Annotated in this window: 17 protein-coding genes; 8 read left to right on the forward strand and 9 right to left on the reverse strand. The window is 70.0% G+C overall.

The window, feature by feature from the left end; genetic code table 11:
• Positions 1–193 precede the first annotated feature (193 nt).
• Positions 194–622 (forward strand): OsmC family protein, encoded by a 429-nt coding sequence (locus tag ACZ7L4_RS09620; RefSeq protein WP_472101174.1) that lies wholly within the window; start codon positions 194–196, stop codon positions 620–622.
• Between the two features lie 94 nt (positions 623–716).
• The gene (gene dnaK, locus ACZ7L4_RS09625; RefSeq protein WP_472101175.1) at positions 717–2600 is read left to right on the forward strand and encodes a molecular chaperone DnaK; all 1884 of its coding nucleotides are present in this window, start codon (positions 717–719) and stop codon (positions 2598–2600) included.
• Between the two features lie 32 nt (positions 2601–2632).
• On the opposite strand, the gene ACZ7L4_RS09630 is transcribed toward dnaK, so the two are convergent.
• The 5 genes from ACZ7L4_RS09630 to ACZ7L4_RS09650 are packed head-to-tail and all read right to left on the reverse strand — an operon-like array spanning position 2633 to position 10142.
• Positions 2633–3493 (reverse strand): helix-turn-helix domain-containing protein, encoded by an 861-nt coding sequence (locus ACZ7L4_RS09630; RefSeq protein ID WP_472101176.1) that lies wholly within the window; start codon positions 3491–3493, stop codon positions 2633–2635.
• Between the two features lie 21 nt (positions 3494–3514).
• Entirely contained in the window at positions 3515–4237 is a 723-nt protein-coding gene (gene narI / locus ACZ7L4_RS09635) for a respiratory nitrate reductase subunit gamma (protein ID WP_472101177.1), read from the reverse strand.
• Positions 4234–4821 carry a nitrate reductase molybdenum cofactor assembly chaperone gene (gene narJ, locus ACZ7L4_RS09640; RefSeq protein WP_450815755.1) on the reverse strand — a complete coding sequence of 196 codons (588 nt, stop codon included), beginning with the start codon at positions 4819–4821 and terminating at the stop codon, positions 4234–4236. The genes narI and narJ overlap by 4 nt, the downstream gene beginning before the upstream one ends.
• Positions 4821–6452 carry a nitrate reductase subunit beta gene (narH, locus tag ACZ7L4_RS09645; protein ID WP_472101178.1) on the reverse strand — a complete coding sequence of 544 codons (1632 nt, stop codon included), beginning with the start codon at positions 6450–6452 and terminating at the stop codon, positions 4821–4823. The genes narJ and narH overlap by 1 nt, the downstream gene beginning before the upstream one ends.
• Before the next feature lie 3 nt (positions 6453–6455).
• Positions 6456–10142, reverse strand: coding sequence for a nitrate reductase subunit alpha (locus ACZ7L4_RS09650; RefSeq protein WP_472101179.1), 3687 nt, complete (start codon positions 10140–10142; stop codon positions 6456–6458).
• 192 nt (positions 10143–10334) lie between these two features.
• Between ACZ7L4_RS09650 and ACZ7L4_RS09655 the strand changes: the two genes are divergently transcribed.
• Positions 10335–10751, forward strand: a complete 417-nt coding sequence (locus tag ACZ7L4_RS09655) for a hypothetical protein (protein WP_472101180.1) — start codon at positions 10335–10337, stop codon at positions 10749–10751.
• Here the strand turns inward: ACZ7L4_RS09655 and ACZ7L4_RS09660 are convergent.
• Positions 10733–11548, reverse strand: coding sequence for a helix-turn-helix domain-containing protein (locus ACZ7L4_RS09660; protein WP_472101181.1), 816 nt, complete (start codon positions 11546–11548; stop codon positions 10733–10735). The two genes, ACZ7L4_RS09655 and ACZ7L4_RS09660, sit on opposite strands and share 19 nt — an antisense overlap.
• A 38-nt stretch (positions 11549–11586) precedes the next feature.
• Between ACZ7L4_RS09660 and ACZ7L4_RS09665 the strand changes: the two genes are divergently transcribed.
• Together ACZ7L4_RS09665 and ACZ7L4_RS09670 are read left to right on the forward strand one after the other, a co-directional pair.
• Positions 11587–11889 (forward strand): 4a-hydroxytetrahydrobiopterin dehydratase, encoded by a 303-nt coding sequence (locus ACZ7L4_RS09665; protein WP_472101182.1) that lies wholly within the window; start codon positions 11587–11589, stop codon positions 11887–11889.
• Positions 11890–11992: 103 nt separating this feature from the next.
• Entirely contained in the window at positions 11993–12706 is a 714-nt protein-coding gene (locus tag ACZ7L4_RS09670; RefSeq protein ID WP_472101183.1) for a class I SAM-dependent methyltransferase, read from the forward strand.
• On the opposite strand, the gene ACZ7L4_RS09675 is transcribed toward ACZ7L4_RS09670, so the two are convergent.
• Together ACZ7L4_RS09675 and ACZ7L4_RS09680 are read right to left on the reverse strand one after the other, a co-directional pair.
• Positions 12679–13209: a hypothetical protein gene (locus ACZ7L4_RS09675; protein ID WP_472101184.1), complete on the reverse strand. Its 531-nt coding sequence runs from the start codon at positions 13207–13209 to the stop codon at positions 12679–12681. The genes ACZ7L4_RS09670 and ACZ7L4_RS09675 overlap by 28 nt on opposite strands.
• A complete protein-coding gene (locus ACZ7L4_RS09680; RefSeq protein WP_472101185.1) occupies positions 13206–13688 on the reverse strand; it encodes a hypothetical protein in 483 nt (160 codons plus the stop codon). The genes ACZ7L4_RS09675 and ACZ7L4_RS09680 overlap by 4 nt, the downstream gene beginning before the upstream one ends.
• 50 nt (positions 13689–13738) lie before the next feature.
• Between ACZ7L4_RS09680 and ACZ7L4_RS09685 the strand changes: the two genes are divergently transcribed.
• The gene (locus ACZ7L4_RS09685) at positions 13739–14740 is read left to right on the forward strand and encodes a helix-turn-helix transcriptional regulator (RefSeq protein WP_472101186.1); all 1002 of its coding nucleotides are present in this window, start codon (positions 13739–13741) and stop codon (positions 14738–14740) included.
• Positions 14741–14786: 46 nt separating this feature from the next.
• The gene (locus ACZ7L4_RS09690; protein ID WP_472101187.1) at positions 14787–16661 is read left to right on the forward strand and encodes a rhamnogalacturonan lyase; all 1875 of its coding nucleotides are present in this window, start codon (positions 14787–14789) and stop codon (positions 16659–16661) included.
• Positions 16662–16700: 39 nt separating this feature from the next.
• Here ACZ7L4_RS09690 and ACZ7L4_RS09695 read toward each other — a convergent pair whose 3' ends face one another.
• A complete protein-coding gene (locus ACZ7L4_RS09695; protein ID WP_422472244.1) occupies positions 16701–16922 on the reverse strand; it encodes a hypothetical protein in 222 nt (73 codons plus the stop codon).
• A gap of 317 nt (positions 16923–17239) precedes the next feature.
• Between ACZ7L4_RS09695 and ACZ7L4_RS09700 the strand changes: the two genes are divergently transcribed.
• On the forward strand, positions 17240–18715 hold the full coding sequence (locus ACZ7L4_RS09700; RefSeq protein WP_472101188.1) for a cellulose binding domain-containing protein: 1476 nt from the start codon (positions 17240–17242) through the stop codon (positions 18713–18715).
• Positions 18716–18742 lie beyond the last annotated feature (27 nt).

The following is an 18742-nucleotide window of genomic DNA, read 5'->3' on the forward strand; positions in this document are numbered from 1 at the left end:
GCGGTGCCGACTTGCCCAGCGCCTTTTCCGGCCACAAACCGAGTCCCATTCAAGCCCCTCCGGCGATTGAGGAGCGGGGTCCGGGGCAGAGCCCCGCGACCGCAACCACGCCCCACGTAAACGAGACTGCGCACCCCGGATGTGGTCGTATGGAACGGCACACGTACACCTACAAACCCGGAAAGGACCCCCCGTGGCAACGACCCGCTCCGCCCACACCGTGTGGGAAGGCAACCTGTTCGAGGGCAACGGCACCGTCACCTTCGACTCGTCCGGCATCGGGCAGCAGCCGGTGTCCTGGCCGTCCCGCGCAGAGGAGGCGAACGGCAAGACCAGCCCGGAGGAGCTGATCGCCGCCGCGCACTCCTCGTGCTTCTCCATGGCGCTCTCCAACGGGCTGACCGGCGCGGGCACCCCGCCCACCAAGCTGGTCACCTCGGCGGACGTGACGTTCCAGCCGGGCGAGGGCATCACCGGCATCCACCTGACCGTCGAGGGCTCCGTCGCAGGACTCGACGAGCAGGGTTTCCAGGCCGCGGCCGAGGACGCCAAGAAGAACTGCCCCGTGAGCCAGGCGCTCACCGGCACGACGATCACCCTCACCGCCAAGCTGGGCGGCTGAACGCTCCGCGCTCTTGACGTAGGCCCGCTCACGCCCTGTGCTGGATCCGGACGTGAGCGGGCCTTCGCGGTGAAAGCGGAAAAGGGGACGCGTCATGGGGCGTGCGGTAGGTATCGATCTCGGTACGACGAACTCGGTGGTGGCCGTCCTGGAGGGTGGTGAACCCACCGTCATCGCCAACGCGGAGGGCGCGCGCACCACCCCCTCGATCGTCGCCTTCGCCAGGACGTCGAGCGCCGAGGTGCTCGTCGGCGAGGTCGCCAAGCGGCAGGCCGTGACGAACGTCGAGCGCACCGCACGCTCCGTCAAGCGGCACATGGGGGAGGGCGGTTGGCACTTCCCCGACACCGGGGACATCGACGGCCACCGCTACAGCGCCCAGGAGCTCTCCGCCCGCGTCCTGCAGAAACTCAAGCGCGACGCCGAGTCGTACCTCGGCGAGGACGTCACCGACGCCGTCGTCACCGTGCCCGCCTACTTCGACGACGCGCAGCGCCAGGCCACGAAGGAGGCCGGCGAGATCGCGGGCCTGAAGGTGCTGCGCATCGTCAACGAGCCGACCGCCGCCGCGCTCGCGTACGGGCTCGACAAGGGCGACGAGCAGACGGTCCTCGTCTTCGACCTGGGCGGCGGCACCTTCGACGTCTCGCTGTTGGAGATGGGCGAGGGCGTCATCGAGGTCAAGGCCACCAACGGCGACACCCGGCTCGGCGGCGACGACTGGGACCAGCGGATCGTCGACCACCTCGTGCAGCAGTTCAAGAACGCCCACGGCATCGACCTCGCCGCCGACAAGATGGCCGTGCAGCGGCTGCGCGAGGGCGCGGAGAAGGCCAAGATCGAGCTGTCCTCGTCCAGCGAGACGAACATCAACCTGCCCTACATCACGGCCTCCGCCGCGGGCCCCCTGCACCTGGACGAGAAGCTGACGCGCGCCCAACTCCAGGAACTGACAGGCGACTTGCTCGACCGCTGCAAGAATCCCTTCCACCAGGCGGTCAAGGACGCGGGCGTCGAGCTGAAGGACATCGACCACGTCATCCTGGTCGGCGGCTCCACGCGGATGCCCGCCGTCACCGACCTCGTCAAGGAACTCACCGGCAAGGACCCGCACAAGGGCGTCAACCCGGACGAGGTCGTCGCCGTGGGAGCCACGTACCAGGCCGGGGTGATCCGCGGCGACGTGAAGGACGTGCTGCTGCTCGACGTCACCCCGCTGTCCCTCGGCATCGAGACCAAGGGCGGCGTGATGACGAAGCTCATCGAGCGCAACACGACCATTCCCACCCGCCGTTCGGAGATCTTCACGACCGCCGCCGACAATCAGCCGTCCGTCGGCATCCAGGTCTTCCAGGGCGAACGTGACATCGCCGCCTACAACAAGAAGTTGGGCGTCTTCGACCTCACGGGTCTGCCCCCTGCCCCGCGCGGCGTCCCGCAGATCGAGGTCACCTTCGACATCGACGCCAACGGGATCATGCACGTCGGCGCCAAGGACCTCGCCACGGGGCGCGAGCAGAAGATGACGGTGACCGGCGGCTCGGCGCTGCCGAAGGACGAGATCGACCGGATGATGCGGGAGGCCGAGGCGCACGCAGAGGAGGACCGTACGCGCCGCGAGGCGGCCGAGGTCCGCAACGAGGCGGAGCAGCTCGTCTACCAGACGGAGCGCTTCCTGCGGGACAACGAGGAGCGCGTCCCCGCCGGGTCCCGGACCGAGGTCGAGGACGCCGTGCGGGAGTTGAAGGCCACGCTGGAGTCCAAGGAGGCCGACACGCGGGAGCTGCGCGAGGGCTCCAGGAAGCTCGCCGAGGTCAGCCAGCGGATGGGGCAGGCGATGTACCAGGCGGCCTCCTCGTCCCAGGAGGACACGCCGCCCTCGCAGGGCCAGGAGTCGCCCCACGGGGAGGACGTGGTCGACGCCGAGATCGTGGACGACGACGACAAGCCCCAGTCGGACAAGCCCCGGTCGGACTAGCCCCAGTCGGACTAGCCCCTGTCGGACGAGCCCTAGAGCGCGTCCCGCGTCTCGCGCAGGATCTCCAGCGTCCGCTCGGCGCCCGCCGCCTGTGCCACCAGGTGGTCGAGGACCTCCAGGTGCATGCCGACCTCGTCCCGCGCGTCCAGGTACAGGGCCCCGGTCACGTACTCGCTGTAGACCATGTCCGGCAGCTCCCTGACGGGGAAGCGGAACAGGGTGAACGGGCCGAACGTGCCGGGGTGCGGGCCGGAGGCGAACTCGGCTATCTGCAGCGTCACATTGGGGCGCCGCACCGCCTCGATGAGCCGGTCCAGCTGGCCGCGCAGCACGTCGGGGCCGCCGGGCGTGCGCCGCAGCACCGTCTCGTCCATGACGACCCACAGGTGCGGCGAGTCCTCCCGGTCGAGCAGCGACTGGCGGGCCATCCGCAGGTCGATGTGCCGGTCGACCTCCTCGGGCCGGGAGCGGCCCACCGTGCCGGCGTCGAAGACGGCCCGCGCGTACGCCTCGGTCTGCAACAGGCCGGGCACAAAGTGCGGTTCGTAGGCGCGGATCATCGACGCCGCGCCCTCCAGGCTGACGTACAGGCTGAACCAGTCGGGCAGCACGTCGTGGAAACGCTGCCACCAGCCCGGCAGGTTCGCCTCCTCGGCGAGCGCCACGAAGGCCTCGATCTCCCGCTCCGGCACCTCGTACTGCTCCAGGAGCATCTGCACGTAGGGGATCTTGAGCGCGACCTCGGCAGTCTCCATCCGGCGGATCGTCGCGCTCGCCACCCGCAGCGGCCGGGCCGCCTCCTCGCGCTTGAGCCCGCGGGCCTCGCGCAGGTCACGCAGCCGGCGGCCGAGGACGACCTGGCCGACGGTGGGCGCGGGGCGACGTTCACTCACCTTGGTACGTCCCCCCAGGAGTTAGGAGCCGGTGCGCTCCCAACCCCGCCGCTCCGGGCGTGCGCCGAGGCGCCGCGGGTCGCGGCTGCGGTAGACGACGTACGGGCGGAACAGGTACTGCACCGGCGCGCTGAACATATGCACGAGCCGGGTGAACGGTACCAGCGCAATCAGTAGCATGCCCACTACCGCGTGAATCTGATACAGCACGGGCACCCCGTCCATCAGCGCCACATCGGGGCTCAGCGTGAACAGGCTGCGCGACCACGGGGCGATGGTCTGCCGGTAGTCGTAGCCGCTGCCGCCGGAGTGCGTCAGCTTGGCGACCATGCCCAGGACCAGGGCGCCGAGCAGGAACACGTACATCGCCTTGTCGTTGCGCGTCGTGGCGCGCAGCACCGGCGCCTTGGTGCGCCGCCGGTAGACCAGCATCGCGATGCCGAGCAGGGCGAGCACCCCCGCGAAGGTGCCGCCGATAAGCGAGAACATGTGGTACGTGTGCTCGCTGACGCCGACCTTCTCGGTCCACGACTCGGGGATGAACAGGCCGACGATGTGGCCCACGAGGACGAAGAGGATGCCGTAGTGGAACATCGGTGACGCGATGTTGAGCAGCTTCGACTCGTAGACCTGCGACGAGCGCGTCGTCCAGCCGAACTTGTCGTAGCGGTAGCGCCAGACGGTGCCCGCGATCAGCAGGACGAACGCTACGTAGGGCAGGACGCCCCAGATCGCCGTGTTCACCTGGCGTGCTCCGTTTCGAGGAGGGGGAGTGCGAAGGGTTCGAGGCCGACGTTCTCCTGCGGCGGTCCCGAGCGGGCGAGCGCCTGCGCCTCGGCCCGGTCCTTGGGGGAGGGGCCCGGCAGGGCGGCGCACACCGCGTTGAGGACGGTGGCGTACGGGGTGCCGTGGTCGGTCAGGGCGAAGCGCAGCAGCTCAAGGCCGGGCCGGTTCTCCTCGAGGAGGAACGGGCCCGCCTGCGCGGAGAACTCGAGGACGGCGGGCAGGAAGTCCGGGAGCTCCTCGCCGGTGAACTCCATGCCGTGCTCCCGGTAGACCTCCTTCATCCGCACCAGGGACATGCCGCGCCGCCGGGTGTCGCCGTCGCGCCACCACGTCAGGTACAGGCTGTGCCGGTTCTTGAAGTCGAAGACCTGGACGTAGTGGGCCGCCAGGTCCTGCATCGGCGTGGCCTCGGCGTGCTCGACGAAGGGCGCGAGCGGCGGCGCGGCCGCGCGGATCAGCGGAAGTCGCTGGTAGAACTCCTCGTCCGGGTACGTGAGGCAGAGGGCGGAGGCCTGAAGGAGCAGGGAGGTCCGGTCGGTCATCAGCTGTCCTCCTTGTCGATGGCGGCTGTGCTGTCCGCGGTCTGGCGTTCCTTGCTGAGCTGGAAGTTCTCGACGGAGACGACGGGCAGCAGCTTGCGGCCGTCGGCGACCGTCGAACCGGAGTCGCCGCCGAAGGGGCCCTCGCCGCCCATGCCGGGTCCGCCCTCGTGGTCGAGCGAGCAGGTGTCCGCCGGCAGCGCCGACTCCTCCAGGCGCTGTGCGTCACCGACCGCGGCGGTCGGGATCACGTACCGGTCCTCGTACTTGGCGATGGCGAGCAGCCGGTACATCTCCTCGATCTCGTGCGGCTCCATGCCGATGGACTCGGCGATCGAACTGTCGGGGAGCTCGCCGAGGTTGATGGCCCGCATGTGCGAGCGCATCGCCGCCAGCTTCTCCAGGGAGGCGCGGACCGGTCCGACGTCGCCCGCGGTGAAGATCTCCGCCAGGTACTCCAGCGGGATGCGCAGCGTGTCGATCGCGCCGAACAGGTTCGCGTGGTCCTCGCCGTCGTGCCCGGTCTCGGTGAGCGCGTCGACGACGGGGGAGAGCGGCGGGATGTACCAGACCATCGGCATCGTCCGGTACTCCGGGTGCAGCGGGAGCGCCACCTTGTACTTGCTGATGAGCGCGTGCACGGGGGAGCGGCGCGCCGCCTCCATCCAGTCGAACGGGATGCCCGCCTCCTCGGCGGCGCGTTGCACCGCCGGGTCCTCCGGGTCGAGGAAGATGCCCAACTGCTCCTCGTACAGGTCGTGTTCATCGGGCGAGGACGCGGCCTGCGTCACCTTGTCGGCGTCGTAGAGAATGACACCCAGATACCTGAGCCGTCCCACACATGTCTCGGAGCAGACCGTCGGCAGGCCCACCTCCAGGCGCGGGTAGCAGAGCGTGCACTTCTCGGCCTTGCCGGTGCGGTGGTTGAAGTACACCTTCTTGTACGGGCAGCCGGTGACGCACATCCGCCAGCCGCGGCACGAGTCCTGGTCGACGAGGACGATGCCGTCCTCCACCCGCTTGTACATCGCGCCCGAGGGGCAGGACGAGACGCACGACGGGTTGAGGCAGTGCTCGCAGATCCGCGGCAGATAGAACATGAAGGTCTGCTCGAACTGGAACTTGACCTTCTCCGCGGCCTGTTCGCGGGTCTTCTCCACCATCGGGTCGAGATCGCCGTACTGCGTCGCGCCGCCCAGGTTGTCGTCCCAGTTCGAGGACCACTCGATCTTCATCGGCTTGCCGCTGATGAGGGAGCGCGGCTCGGCGACCGGATAGTCGTCGCCCAGCGGGGCGTTGGTGAGGTTCTTGTAGTCGTAGGTCCAGGGCTCGTAGTAGTCCTTGATCTCCGGCAGCTTCGGGTTGGAGAAGATGCCGAGGAGCTTCTTGAACCTGCCGCCGCCCTTCAGCTTCAGGGCGCCCTTCTTGTTCAGCTCCCAGCCGCCGCGCCACTTCTCCTGGTCCTCGTAGCGGCGTGGGTAGCCCTGCCCCGGGCGGGTCTCGACGTTGTTGAACCAGACGTACTCCATGCCGTTGCGGTTGGTCCACGCCTGCTTGCAGGTGACCGAGCAGGTGTGGCAGCCGATGCACTTGTCGAGGTTCATGACCATCGCGACCTGAGCCATGATGCGCATGCGTCAGTACTCCACCTTCTGCGAGCGGCGGCGGATGACCGTCACCTCGTCGCGCTGGTTGCCGGTCGGGCCGAGGTAGTTGAACGCCCAGCTCAACTGGGCGTAGCCGCCGATGAGATGGGACGGCTTGAGGATCAACCGGGTGAGCGAGTTGTGGATGCCGCCGCGCTTGCCGCTCGTCTCCGCCTTGGGGACGTTGACGGTGCGCTCCTGCGCGTGGTGCATGTAGACCGTGCCCGCCGGCATGCGATGGGAGACGATCGCGCGGGCGACCACGACGCCGTTGCGGTTCACGGCCTCGATCCAGTCGTTGTCCTTGACCCCGATCGACTCGGCGTCCTGCGGTGCCATCCAGATGGACTGGCCGCCGCGGGACAGCGCCAGCATGAACAGGTTGTCCTGGTACTCGGAGTGGATGGACCACTTGTTGTGCGGGGTGAGGTAACGGACCGTCACCTCCTTCTCCCCGTCCGGCCCGAGCCGTGGCTCGCCGAACAGCCGGTTCATGTCGAGCGGCGGCCGGTAGATCGGCATCGCCTCGCCCAGCTCGTGCATCCAGTCGTGGTCGATGAAGAAGTGCTGGCGGCCCGTGAGGGTGTGCCACGGCTTGAGGTGCTCGGTGTTGAGGGTGAACGCCGTGTAGCGGCGCCCGCCGGACTCGCTGCCCGACCACTCCGGAGAGGTGATCACCGGGACGGGCGCGGCCTGCGTGTCCGCGTACGTGATGCGCTTGCCCTCGTGCTCGGCGGACAGGTGCGCCATCTCCTGGCCCGTACGCGCCTCCAGGGTGTGGAAGCCCTGCGTGGCGAGGCGGCCGTTGGTGGTGCCGGACAGGGCGAGGATGGTGTTCGCCGCCTTGACCGCCGTGTCGAGCGAGGGGCGGCCGTCGGCGGGTCCGCCGCGCACGGTGCCGTTGCGCTCGCGCAGCTCCGTGACCTCCTGGTCGGGCTTGAGCGCGATGCCCTTCGCGGGCAGGCCCAGCTGCTCGACCAGCGGGCCGAGCGCGGTGAACTTCGCGCCGATCGCCGTGTAGTCGCGCTCGACCACCGTGAGGTTCGGCAGCGTCTTGCCGGGCACCGGCTCGCACTCGCCCTTGCGCCAGTCCAGGACGACACCGCCCGGCTGCGCGATCTCCCCGGGGGTGTCGTGCTGGAGCGGGGTCGCCACCAAGTCCTTCTGTACGCCCAGGTGTTGGGCCGACAGCTCGCTCAGCTTGTGGGCGAGCGCCTTGAACGTGTCGAAGTCGCTGCGGGCCTGCCACGGCGGGTCCACGGCCGGGGTGAAGGAGTGCACATAGGGGTGCATGTCCGTGGAGGCGATGTCGTGCTTCTCGTACCAGGTCGCGGCGGGCAGCACCACGTCGGAGAGGAGCGTCGACGACGTCTGCCGGAAGTCGAGCGAGGTGAGCAGGTCGATCTTGCCCTCGGGTGCCTCGTCGTGCCAGGTCACCGTCGTGGGGCGCTCCTCGGGGGAGGCCTCCTCGGCGCGCAGCGAGGAGTGCGTGCCCAGCAGGTGCTTGGTGAAGTACTCGGCGCCCTTCGCGGACGAGCCCAGCAGGTTCGCCCGCCACAGGGTCATCACGCGCGGCCAGTTCTCCGGGGCGTCCGGGTCCTCGCACGCGAACTTCAGCGAACCCGCCTTGAGTTCGGCGACCGTGTCCTCCACGGACTGCGCGCCGAGCGCGAGCGAGCTGCGGTCGAACGTCGGATACGAGGGCATCCAGCCCGAACGCGCCGACAGGGCCAGCACGTCGGCGCCCGTCATGCCCTCGAAGGCGCCCTTGCCGAGCGGCGACGCGAGCACGTCCGCGCTGAACCGGTCGTAGCGCCACTGGTCGGTGTTGAGGAAGAAGAACCCGGTGCCGATCATCTGCCGGGGCGGCCGCGACCAGTCGTTGGCCGAGGCCAGCGAGGCCCAGCCGGTGACCGGGCGGCACTTCTCCTGGCCGACGTAGTGCGCCCAGCCGCCGCCGTTCCTGCCCTGGCAGCCGGTGAGCTGCAACAGCGACAGAAAGCCCCGGTAGGTGGTCTCGGAGTGGAACCAGTGGTTGGTGCCGGCGCCCATCAGGATCATGCAGCGCCCGCGCGATTTCTCGGCGGTCCCCGCGAACTCCCGCGCGATCTTTACGCACTTGGCGGCCGGGACCGAGGTGTGAATCTCCTGCCAGGCCGGGGTGCCGGGCGTCTCGGCGTCGTCGTACGAGGCCGGCCACTGACCCGGCAGGCCCTCGCGGCCGACGCCGTACTGCGCGAGCAGCAGGTCGAACACGGTCGTCACCAGCGGCCCGTCCTGCCCGCCGAGCCGGGTCGCCGGCACACCGCGCCGCACGACCTCGCCGCGGCCCTGCCCGTGCGTGCCGCCGTCGGTGTCGAAGCGGGGCAGCAGCACCTCGACGCCACCGGCCACATCGGAATCGTGCAGACTCAACTTCGGCTGGATGTTGCCCAGTTCGAGGTTCCACTTGCCCTTGCCGGACTCGGTCCAGCGAAAGCCCAGCGAACCGTTCGGGACGACCGGCTGGCCCGTCGCCTCGTCGAGCACCGCGGTCTTCCACTCGGCGCCCTCGCCGCCCTGCCCGAGGTCGGTGGCGCGCAGGAACTTCGACGGCACGTACGCGCCGTCCTTCTCCTCCAGCGTGACGAGGAACGGCAGGTCGGTGAACTTCTTGACGTAGTCCGTGAAGAACGGCGTCTGCCGGTCGACGAAGAACTCCTTGAGCACCACATGCCCCATGGCGAGCGCGAGCGCGCCGTCGGTGCCCGGGTGCGGGTGCAGCCACTCGTCGGCGAACTTCGCGTTGTCCGCGTAGTCGGGCGCGACGACCACGACCTTCTGCCCGCGATAGCGCGCCTCGGCCATCCAGTGCGCGTCCGGCGTCCTGGTCACCGGCACATTGGAGCCCCACATCATCAGATACGCGGCGTCCCACCAGTCACCCGACTCGGGCACGTCGGTCTGGTCGCCGAACACCTGCGGCGAGGCCACCGGCAGGTCCGCGTACCAGTCGTAGAACGACAGCATCGGGGCGCCGATCAGCGAGTGGAAGCGGGCACCCGCCGCGTGCGACACCATCGACATCGCGGGAATGGGGGAGAAGCCGGCGATCCGGTCGGGCCCGTACGTCTTGATGGTGTGCACGTGTGCCGCGGCGATGATCTCCACGGCCTCGTCCCAGGTGGCGCGCACCAGACCGCCCTTGCCGCGGGCCTGCTGGTACCGGCGGCGCCGCTCGGGGTCGGCCTGGATGTCGGCCCACGCGAGCACCGGATCGTGCAGGCGGGCCTTCGCCTCCCGGTACATCTCCACGAGCACGCCCCGGATGTACGGGTAGCGCACCCGGGTGGGCGAGTACGTGTACCAGGAGAACGCGGCGCCGCGCGGGCAGCCGCGCGGCTCGTACTCCGGACGGTCGGGGCCCACGCTCGGATAGTCCGTCTGCTGGGTCTCCCAGGTGATGATGCCGTCCTTGACATACACCTTCCACCGGCACGAGCCGGTGCAGTTCACGCCGTGCGTGGAGTTCACGACCTTGTCGTGGCTCCAGCGGTCCCGATAGAAGACGTCACCGTCCCGGCCGCCCTTGATCTGCACGCTGTGCAGGTCCGGTGCCGCCGTCCCCCGGCGGAAGAACCGCCCCGCGCGCAGCAGCGCGGCATCAGGCTCGGTCGGGGTGCGCGTCGTGTCCGTCACCGTTAGCTCCCTCGATATCCCGTTCTGGGCACGCTAATGGCGATACGTCAGGGGCACACCTCGGCCGGGACCGTACGAGGAGGACGCGAGGGCACGCCCGTACGGCTTCGGCCATTACCCCGGACGTCATCGACCCGCCACCCGGGCCCGGGCAGGGTGGAGCCACCGACCCGCTGACGGAGGGTGATCCCCATGTCCGCCACCACGCTCACCACCACCCCGGTCCAGGCCCGCACCTGGCTGCGCCGCCTGCTCGCCGCCGACGCGCTCGGCACCGGCCTCAACGGCCTCGCCTACGTCGCCGCCTCCGGGCCGATCGGCCGCTTCCTCGGCATCGACCCCGGGCTGCTGCTCGCACTCGGCGTCGGCCTGACCGTGTACGCCGCCGCGGTCGGGGCGCTCGCCGCGCGCAGCAGCCCGCCCGCGCCCGGCGTGCGCACCGTGGTCGAGGTCAACCTCGCCTGGACGGTGCTCAGCTTCGTCGCCCTGTTCGCCTGGCTGGACCCCAGCACGGCCGGGAGGGTGTACGGCTCGTTCCAGGCCGTCGTGGTCGCCGCGTTCGCGGCGCTCCAGTACGCGGCGCTGCGCGCTCAGCTCAGCGCGGAGTGAAGATACTTCGCCGTCGCCGGGTCGGCCGGGAGCAGCGTCTCCACGGCCAGCTCGGCGACCGTCACGTCCAGCGGTGTGTTGAACGTCGAGATCGACGACACGAACGACAGCACCTGCCCCTCGTGCTCGATCACCATCGGCAGCGCGAAGTACGGCACCATCGGCGCGGCGGGCCCGGCCGCGTCCGTGTCGGCGCCCGGCGGCAGCGGATACGCGGCCACCTCCTCGTACAGCTCCCGCAGCGGCTGCGACCTGGTCAGCGCGATCTGCTGCTCCATCTGCGCCAGCAGATGCCCCCGCCACTGGCGCAGATTCCTGATCCGCGGCGCGAGGCCCTCCGGGTGCAGGGTGAGCCGCATCGCGTTCAGCGGCTCCGTGAGCAGGTGCGCGGGCGCCGAGGACATCAGCAGGGCGATGCCGCCGTTGGCCGCGATCACGTTGAACGTCGCGTCGACGATGAACGCCGGATACGGCTCATAGCCCCGCAGCAGCGTGTCGAGCCCTTCGCGCAGCACGCCGAGCGAAGGGTCGTCGAGCGGGGTCTCCTTGAACCGCGGGGCGTACCCGGCGGCCAGCAGCAGCGCGTTGCGCTCCCGCACCGGTACGTCGAGGTGCTCGGCGAGCCGCAGCAGGAACTCCTCGCTGGGGCGCGAGCGGCCCGTCTCCACGAAACTGATGTGCCGCGCCGACGACTCCGCCCGCAGCGCGAGCTCCAGCTGACTGACCCGGCGCCGCTCCCGCCAGCCGCGCAGCAGGGCGCCCACTTCTGACGCGTTCTTGCGCGCGGCGGCAGTCATGGGAAGACCGTAACCGGATCCGGTGGCACGCTGGAGGCATGCCTACTGAACCGCTCTCCCAGAAGGACATCGAGGACCGCCTCACCGAGCTGCCCGGCTGGTCCGTGGAGGACGACGCGCTCACGCGCACGTACCGCCTGGACTCGCACTTCGCGGCGGCGGCGCTGGTGATGCACATCGCGCAGACCCAGGAGGACCTGAACCACCACTCGAACCTGACCCTGGGCTACAACACGGTGACCCTCGCGGTGAACACCCACGACGCGGGCGGCGCCCTGACCGCGAAGGACTTCACGCTGGCGGAACGGGTGGAGAAACTGGCGGCGGCGCACACCGAATAAGCCCGAACAAGCCCCTCCGGCGTTTGAGGAGCGGGGTCCGGGGCGGAGCCCCGGTTTCGGGAAGGGGCGGGGTGGGGGAAATTTCTTGGGCTACAGTCCCCGCGTGCTCGACTACGACGAGGAAGCGAACCGGTACGACGCCACCCGCGGCGGCGAGCCCCGCGCAAGGGCAGCCGCCGACGCCGTACTCGCCCTCGTCCCGGAGCACGCCCACACCCTCCTCGACCTCGCCTGCGGCACCGGCCTCGTCACCCGCCACCTGACCCGCCCCGGCGGCCCGCGCCCCATCGGCATCGACCGCGCGAGCGGCATGCTCCGGGCCGCCGCCCCCCGCCTGTCCGGCGCGGCGTTCCAGGCGGACGCCCGCCACCTGCCCTTCGCGGACGCCACGTTCGACGCGGTCACCGCCGTATGGCTGCTGCACCTCCTGGACGACGCGGCGCCGGTGGTCGCCGAGGCGGCCCGCGTACTGCGCCCCGGCGGCGTGTTCGTGACGACGGTCGACAAGGCCGCGGCCCACCTCGTCGGCAGCGACATCTGCGCCCTCGTCGCACCCCACGGCAGCCGCCGCCCGCCCACCGACGCCACCGCGCGCATCACCCGGCTCGCCGCCGGGCACGGCCTGCGCCCGCAGGGTTCCGCCACCTTCACCGGCCACGGCCAGGGCCGCGTGCCGGCGAAGCTCGCCCGGGAGGTGCGGGCCGGGCGGACCTACGCGAAGGGCGGCGAGGACCTGGCGGCACGCCTGGAGTCACTGCCGGACCAGCGGACGGCACGACCGGACCCGGTCTACACCGTGCTGGCGTTCTCGGCCTGAACCGGTGCCGGGGAAGGCGCGGCCCGCCGTGTGAACTCCATGACCCAGTTCGTCAGCCACGTCCGCCCTTCGTCGACGGAGAACGCCTGCTCCCAGCACGCGGTCGTCACGCTGATCCCGGACCACGTGAACCGCACCCGGACGTCCCGGCCGTCGTGCGTGTCCTCCCCGTCGAACAGGCCGATCCCGCCCTCGAAGCCGCCGATCACGGGCGGGAAGAGGCGCCCTGTGCGGTCGGTGGACCAGTTCAGCGACCACGTGCGGGTCGCCGGGTCGAAGAGGCGGAGCGTGAGTCCGGTCCAGCCCTGCGCGGGCACCGGCATCTCGTCGATGTTCGCGGCGCCGCCGAACAGGCTCCAGCAGCGGCTTCTCGCCGTGAACTGCTCCCAGCCGCTGTCCGGGTCGAGGAAGTCGAGGCGGCGACGGTGGGCGACGTCCCACTCGCCGAAGAAGAAGTCGAAGTCGTGCGCGGTGCTGTGCTGCGACGCGGTCTGCGTGGTCATCGGAGGCGGTCTCCCGTCGTTCCCTCGGGCAGGGTGTCGTGCACGTACCTGTCCAGGTCGGGCCGCTCGGGTGCCAGCAGGTGCCGCACCCACGCGTCCCGCTCGTGCAGGAGCGGCGGCAACTCCCAGACACATCCGATCAGTTGCCGGTCCGGCAGGACGAAGTGGGTCGGGTCGCGGTCGGGGCAGCCCAGCGCCGGCTGGCCCGCCGCCGCGCCCCGGAAGTGCAGGGCGTTGTCCCACACCCAGCTGTACGCGTTCAGGTAGGCGCCGTCGTCGCCGCCGCGGTGCAGCACGACGAACGTGGCGGGCGGTGTGCCGTCCGGCTCCGGCAGCAGCTCCGGCAGGATCGCGTACGCCGCCTCGGCCACCTCGGGCGCGATGCCCTTCGGGTCGGTGGTCACGTGGTAGCGCTTGATCCGGCGGCCTGCCACTTCGATGGGCGGCGGCACCGTCAGACGTTTCTCTTCGAAGGCCATGCCGGGACGGTAGGACCGCTTCCCTGACATCCTGTGTCAGTGAAGTGTTCATGAAGTCCAGCCGTCTCGTCTCGATCCTGCTCCTGCTGCAGACCCGAGGCCTGATGACCGCCGCCCAACTGGCCGCCGAACTGGGGGTGTCGGTCCGCACCGTCTACCGGGATGTCGAGGCGCTGCACGCGGCCGGGGTCCCGCTGTACGGCGACTCCGGGCACGCGGGCGGCTACCGACTCGTCGACGGCTACCGCACCCGGCTCACCGGCCTGACCGCCGACGAGGCCGAGGCGCTGTTCCTCGCCGGGCTGCCGGGACCCGCCGCCGACCTCGGGCTCGGTCCGGTGCTCGCCGCCGCCCAGCTGAAGGTGCGGGCCGCGCTGCCCGCCGAACTCCGCCCGCACGCCGACCGGATCAGCGCCCGCTTCCATCTCGACGCGCCGGGCTGGTACGCGGAGGGTGACGACACCGCCGAGGCGTTGCCCGCGGTGGCGGAGGCGGTGTGGAACCGGCGCGCCCTGCGCGTCACGTACCGCCGCTGGCGCGAACCGACCGACGTGGAGCGGCGGTTGGAGCCGTACGGGCTCGTGCTCAAGGCCGGCCGCTGGTACGTCGTGGCATCGGCCGGGGCGGGCGGCCCGCGCGTCTACCGCGTCGACCAGATCCTCGAACTCCGTGCGACGGGCGAGGAGTTCAAGGCGCCCGAAGGCTTCGACCTGGCCGCGTTCTGGTCGGCGTACCAGGCGGACTTCCACCGGCGGCTGCACACCGCTGAGGCCGTCGTGCGCCTCGCCCCCGGCGCGGCCGACCGGCTCACCGGGGCCGCGGCGCGTGCCGTGCGCGCCACCGGCCGCACCGAGGCCGACGGCAGGCTGCGCGCCCGGGTGCCCATCGAGTCGGTCGGCCACGCGCACGACGAGTTCCTGCGCCTCGGCGCGGACATCGAGGTCCTTGAACCGGCCGAACTGCGGGATCGGATCGCGGCGACGGCGCGGGCGCTCGCGCGCGTGTACGCGGACCCGGAGACCGGCAACCCATCGGCGCACGGCGGCAACTGAGGGGGCGTAAGGATCTGTCGTCGACGCATACCCCCCAGGAGCCCCGATGTCACGCCCCCGCACCCACCGCAGACGCCGCCGTCTGCTGCTCGCCGCCGCCACGGCCGCCGCGCTCGCCGGTACCGGCCTGACGCTGCTGCCCGGTGACGACGCCTCCGCCGCCACCGCCCGCCAGGCAGAGAAGCTGGACCGTGGCCTGGTCAGCGTGCACACCGACGCAGGGAACCTGGTCAGCTGGCGGTGGCTCGGCACCGACCCGGACAACGTGGCGTTCAACGTCTACCGCGCCGGCACGAAGGTCAACTCCACGCCGGTCAGCGGCTCCACGAACTTCTTCCACGACGGCGCGCCCAGCTCCGCCGACTACACGGTGCGAGCCGTCGTGAACGGCACGGAACAGGCCGATTCCGCGCACGCCATCCAGCTCCGCAGCGGGTACAAGGACGTACCGATCTCGCCGCCCGCCGGTGGCACGACACCGGACGGCGTCGCCTACACCTACGAGGCCAACGACGCCTCCGTCGGCGACCTCGACGGTGACGGCGTCCTCGAATTCGTCCTCAAGTGGCAGCCCACCAACGCCAAGGACAACTCGCAGTCCGGCTACACGGGCAACACCATCGTCGATGCGGTGAAGCTCGACGGCACCCGGATGTGGCGCGTAGACCTCGGCAAGAACATCCGCTCCGGCGCCCACTACACCCAGTTCCAGGTCTACGACTACGACGGCGACGGCGAGGCCGAGGTCGCCATGAAGACGTCCGACGGCACGAAGGACGGCAAGGGAACGGTCATCGGCAGCTCCTCCGCCGACCACCGCAACTCCAGCGGTTATGTGTTGTCCGGGCCCGAGTACCTGACCATGTTCAATGGCCGCACCGGCGCCGCCATGGGCTCCGTCGACTACGTTCCCGCGCGCGGCACGGTGTCGTCCTGGGGCGACTCGTACGGCAACCGCGTGGACCGCTTCCTGGCCGGTACCGCGTACCTCGACGGCGCCCGGCCCTCGCTCATCAGCGCGCGCGGCTACTACACGCGGAGCGTCATCGCGGCCTGGGACTGGCGGGACGGGAAGTTCACGCGCCGCTGGACCTTCGACACCAACTCCTCCACCAACTCGGGGAAGGGGTACGACGGTCAGGGCAACCACCAGCTGTCCGTCGCGGACGTCGACGGCGACGGCAAGGACGAGATCGTCTACGGCGCGATGGCCGTCGACGACAACGGCGCGGGACTGTGGACCACGAAGAACGGGCACGGCGACGCCATGCACGTCGGCGACCTCGACCCCTCACGGCCGGGCCTGGAGGAGTTCAAGGTCGACGAGGACAGCTCCAAGCCGTCCTCCTGGATGGCCGACGCGAAGACCGGAAGTGTCATCTGGAAGACCGGCGCCAATGGTGACAATGGCCGTGGTGTGTCCGGTGACATCTGGTCCGGCAGCGCGGGCGCCGAGTCCTGGTCCTCGGCGGAGTCCGGCGTCCGTGACACCAAGGGCACGGTCGTGAACTCCCACAAGCCGTCCTCCACCAACTTCCTGGCCTGGTGGGACGGTGACACCACGCGCGAACTCCTCGACGGCACACACGTCGACAAGTACGGCACGTCGTCCGACACACGTCTCCTGACCGCCTCCGGAGTCCACTCCAACAACGGCACCAAGTCCACGCCGGCCCTCTCCGGGGACATCCTCGGCGACTGGCGCGAGGAGGTCGTCTGGCCGACCACCAACAACACGGCCCTGCGCGTCTATTCGACCCCGGTACAGACCTCGACCCGGATCACCACGCTGCTCCATGACACCCAGTACCGTACGGCTCTGGCCTGGCAGAACACCGCGTACAACCAGCCACCGCACCCGAGCTTCTTCATCGGCGACAAGATGCCGACGGCGCCGCGCCCGACCGTCACCACGCCGTGACACCGTGACGCCCTGACGGCGGACGAGGTGTCTCGGTGGTCAGTCGACGCGGTGCAGCTTGATCTCACGGTTCGCGAAGAGATGCACGTAGCCGCACTTCCAGCAGATCAGCCCCGAGGCGTTCTCGTCCGCCCAGGCCAGCTTGAGGAACTCACCGCCGGTGCTGTTCAACTTCACGTTCCGCTCTCGGAACTGGTCGTTCTTGCAGACCAGACAGGTGATCCACATATCACCCAACGACGCCCGCACCGGCTTGGCCATGACTGTTCTCCTCGATCGATCGACGAGCCCGATCATGCCCGATGCGGACGGGACGACACATCAGCGGAGGTGCAGGGGGTCCTCCTTGCGGCTCGAACAACCTGTGAACCAGTGGGAGCGCTCCCAAGGATGCGGACGGGGCAAATGGCGGTCAAGAGGCTTGAGGAGTCGAATAAATTCGACAGGAAAAGTTCGGAACTCCTCTGTTGCTTGACGGCAGTTCCTTCTCTAAAGTCGCCCAGCAACCAGTGGGAGCGAATCCACCAGTCGACGCGCCGGCCTCGTCCGTACGCGTCCGAGCTGCAAGGACTCGCTTCATGAGACACCCCCCGCACAGTGTGTTGCTCATGGCGTGCGCCGTCTCGGCGGCCACGCTGATCCCGTTGACCGGCGCCGCCCCCGCGGCCGCCGCCACCCCTGCCTGCACGGTCGAGTACTCCGTCACCGGGCAGTGGGGCGACGGCTTCCAGGGCGCGGTGAAGGTCACCAACAACGGCGCGGCGAAGGACAGTTGGAGCCTGTCCTTCGACTTCGCCGACGGCCAGAAGGTCACCCAGGGCTGGAGCGCCAAGTGGTCCCAGTCCGGCACGACGGTCACCGCGGGCAACGAGGCATGGAACGGCGCGCTCGCCACGGGCGCCTCCGTCTCCGCCGGCTTCGTCGGCTCGTGGTCGGGCGCCAACACCGTGCCCACCGCCTTCAAGTTGAACGGCGCGACCTGCAACACCGACACCACGGACCCGACCGATCCGACGGACCCGACCGGCCCCGGTGACGGAACCGCCCCGGCCCTGAAGGTCTCCGGCAACAAGCTCGTCGACGCCTCGGGCGCCACCCGCCGGATCCTCGGGGTGAACCGCTCCGGCGCCGAGTTCATGTGCGTACAGGGCCACGGAATCTTCGACGGCCCCGTCGACGACGCCGCGATCAAGGCGATCGCCGACTGGAGGGCGAACGCCGTCCGCATCCCGCTCAACGAGGAGTGCTGGCTCGGCCTCGACAACATCAAACCCGAGTACGGAGGTGCCAACTACCGGTCGGCCATCGAGCAGTTGGTCGACCGCGTCACGGCCCACGGCATGACACCCGTCCTGGAGATGCACTGGTCGTACGGCCAGTACACCGGGAACTCGGCGGGCTGCTCCGATGTGCACGCGAGCTGCCAGAAGCCGATGCCCGACGCCAAGTACGCGCCGAGCTTCTGGTCGTCGGTGGCCGACACCTTCAAGGCGCGCCCCGAGGTTGCCTTCGACCTGTTCAACGAGCCGTACCCGGACCGTGCCACCGCCACCCTGTCCGAGGCCTGGGCCTGTTGGAAGGACGGCGGCACATGTCCCGGCATCGGCTACGAGGTCGCCGGCATGCAGGACCTGGTGGACGCCGTGCGCGCGACGGGTGCCCCGAACCTGATCCTGGCGGGCGGCCTCGCGTACTCCAACGACCTGCGGCAGTGGCTCGCCCACAAGCCGTCCGACCCGGCCGGCAATCTCGCCGCGGCCTGGCACGTCTACAACTTCAACACCTGTTCCAGTGAGGCCTGTTGGGACGAGCAGCTCGCGCCCGTCGCGGCGCAGGTCCCGCTGGTGGCGGGGGAGATCGGCGAGAACACCTGCTCCCACGCCTTCATCGACCGGGTCATGAAGTGGTTCGACGACCGGAAGCAGTCGTACCTCGGCTGGACCTGGAACACCTGGGACTGCTCCTCCGGTCCCTCCCTGATCAGCAACTACGACGGCACGCCGACCAGCTTCGGCATCGGCCTGCGCGACCACCTGAAGACCCTCGGCAACTGACCGAACCGACCGCCCGAGGAATCCAAC

The sequence above is a fragment of the Streptomyces sp. NPDC107575 genome (assembly GCF_055657265.1).

Coding starts and splice junctions, on each gene's coding strand:
- dnaK (WP_472101175.1), top strand. CDS start 717: ATGGGGCGTGCGGTAGGTATCGATCTCGGTACGACGAACTCGGTGGTG.
- narJ (WP_450815755.1), bottom strand. CDS start 4,821: ATGACCGACCGGACCTCCCTGCTCCTTCAGGCCTCCGCCCTCTGCCTC.
- narH (WP_472101178.1), bottom strand. CDS start 6,452: ATGCGCATCATGGCTCAGGTCGCGATGGTCATGAACCTCGACAAGTGC.
- ACZ7L4_RS09655 (WP_472101180.1), top strand. CDS start 10,335: ATGTCCGCCACCACGCTCACCACCACCCCGGTCCAGGCCCGCACCTGG.
- ACZ7L4_RS09660 (WP_472101181.1), bottom strand. CDS start 11,548: ATGACTGCCGCCGCGCGCAAGAACGCGTCAGAAGTGGGCGCCCTGCTG.
- ACZ7L4_RS09665 (WP_472101182.1), top strand. CDS start 11,587: ATGCCTACTGAACCGCTCTCCCAGAAGGACATCGAGGACCGCCTCACC.
- ACZ7L4_RS09675 (WP_472101184.1), bottom strand. CDS start 13,209: ATGACCACGCAGACCGCGTCGCAGCACAGCACCGCGCACGACTTCGAC.
- ACZ7L4_RS09680 (WP_472101185.1), bottom strand. CDS start 13,688: ATGGCCTTCGAAGAGAAACGTCTGACGGTGCCGCCGCCCATCGAAGTG.
- ACZ7L4_RS09685 (WP_472101186.1), top strand. CDS start 13,739: ATGAAGTCCAGCCGTCTCGTCTCGATCCTGCTCCTGCTGCAGACCCGA.
- ACZ7L4_RS09690 (WP_472101187.1), top strand. CDS start 14,787: ATGTCACGCCCCCGCACCCACCGCAGACGCCGCCGTCTGCTGCTCGCC.
- ACZ7L4_RS09695 (WP_422472244.1), bottom strand. CDS start 16,922: ATGGCCAAGCCGGTGCGGGCGTCGTTGGGTGATATGTGGATCACCTGT.
- ACZ7L4_RS09700 (WP_472101188.1), top strand. CDS start 17,240: ATGAGACACCCCCCGCACAGTGTGTTGCTCATGGCGTGCGCCGTCTCG.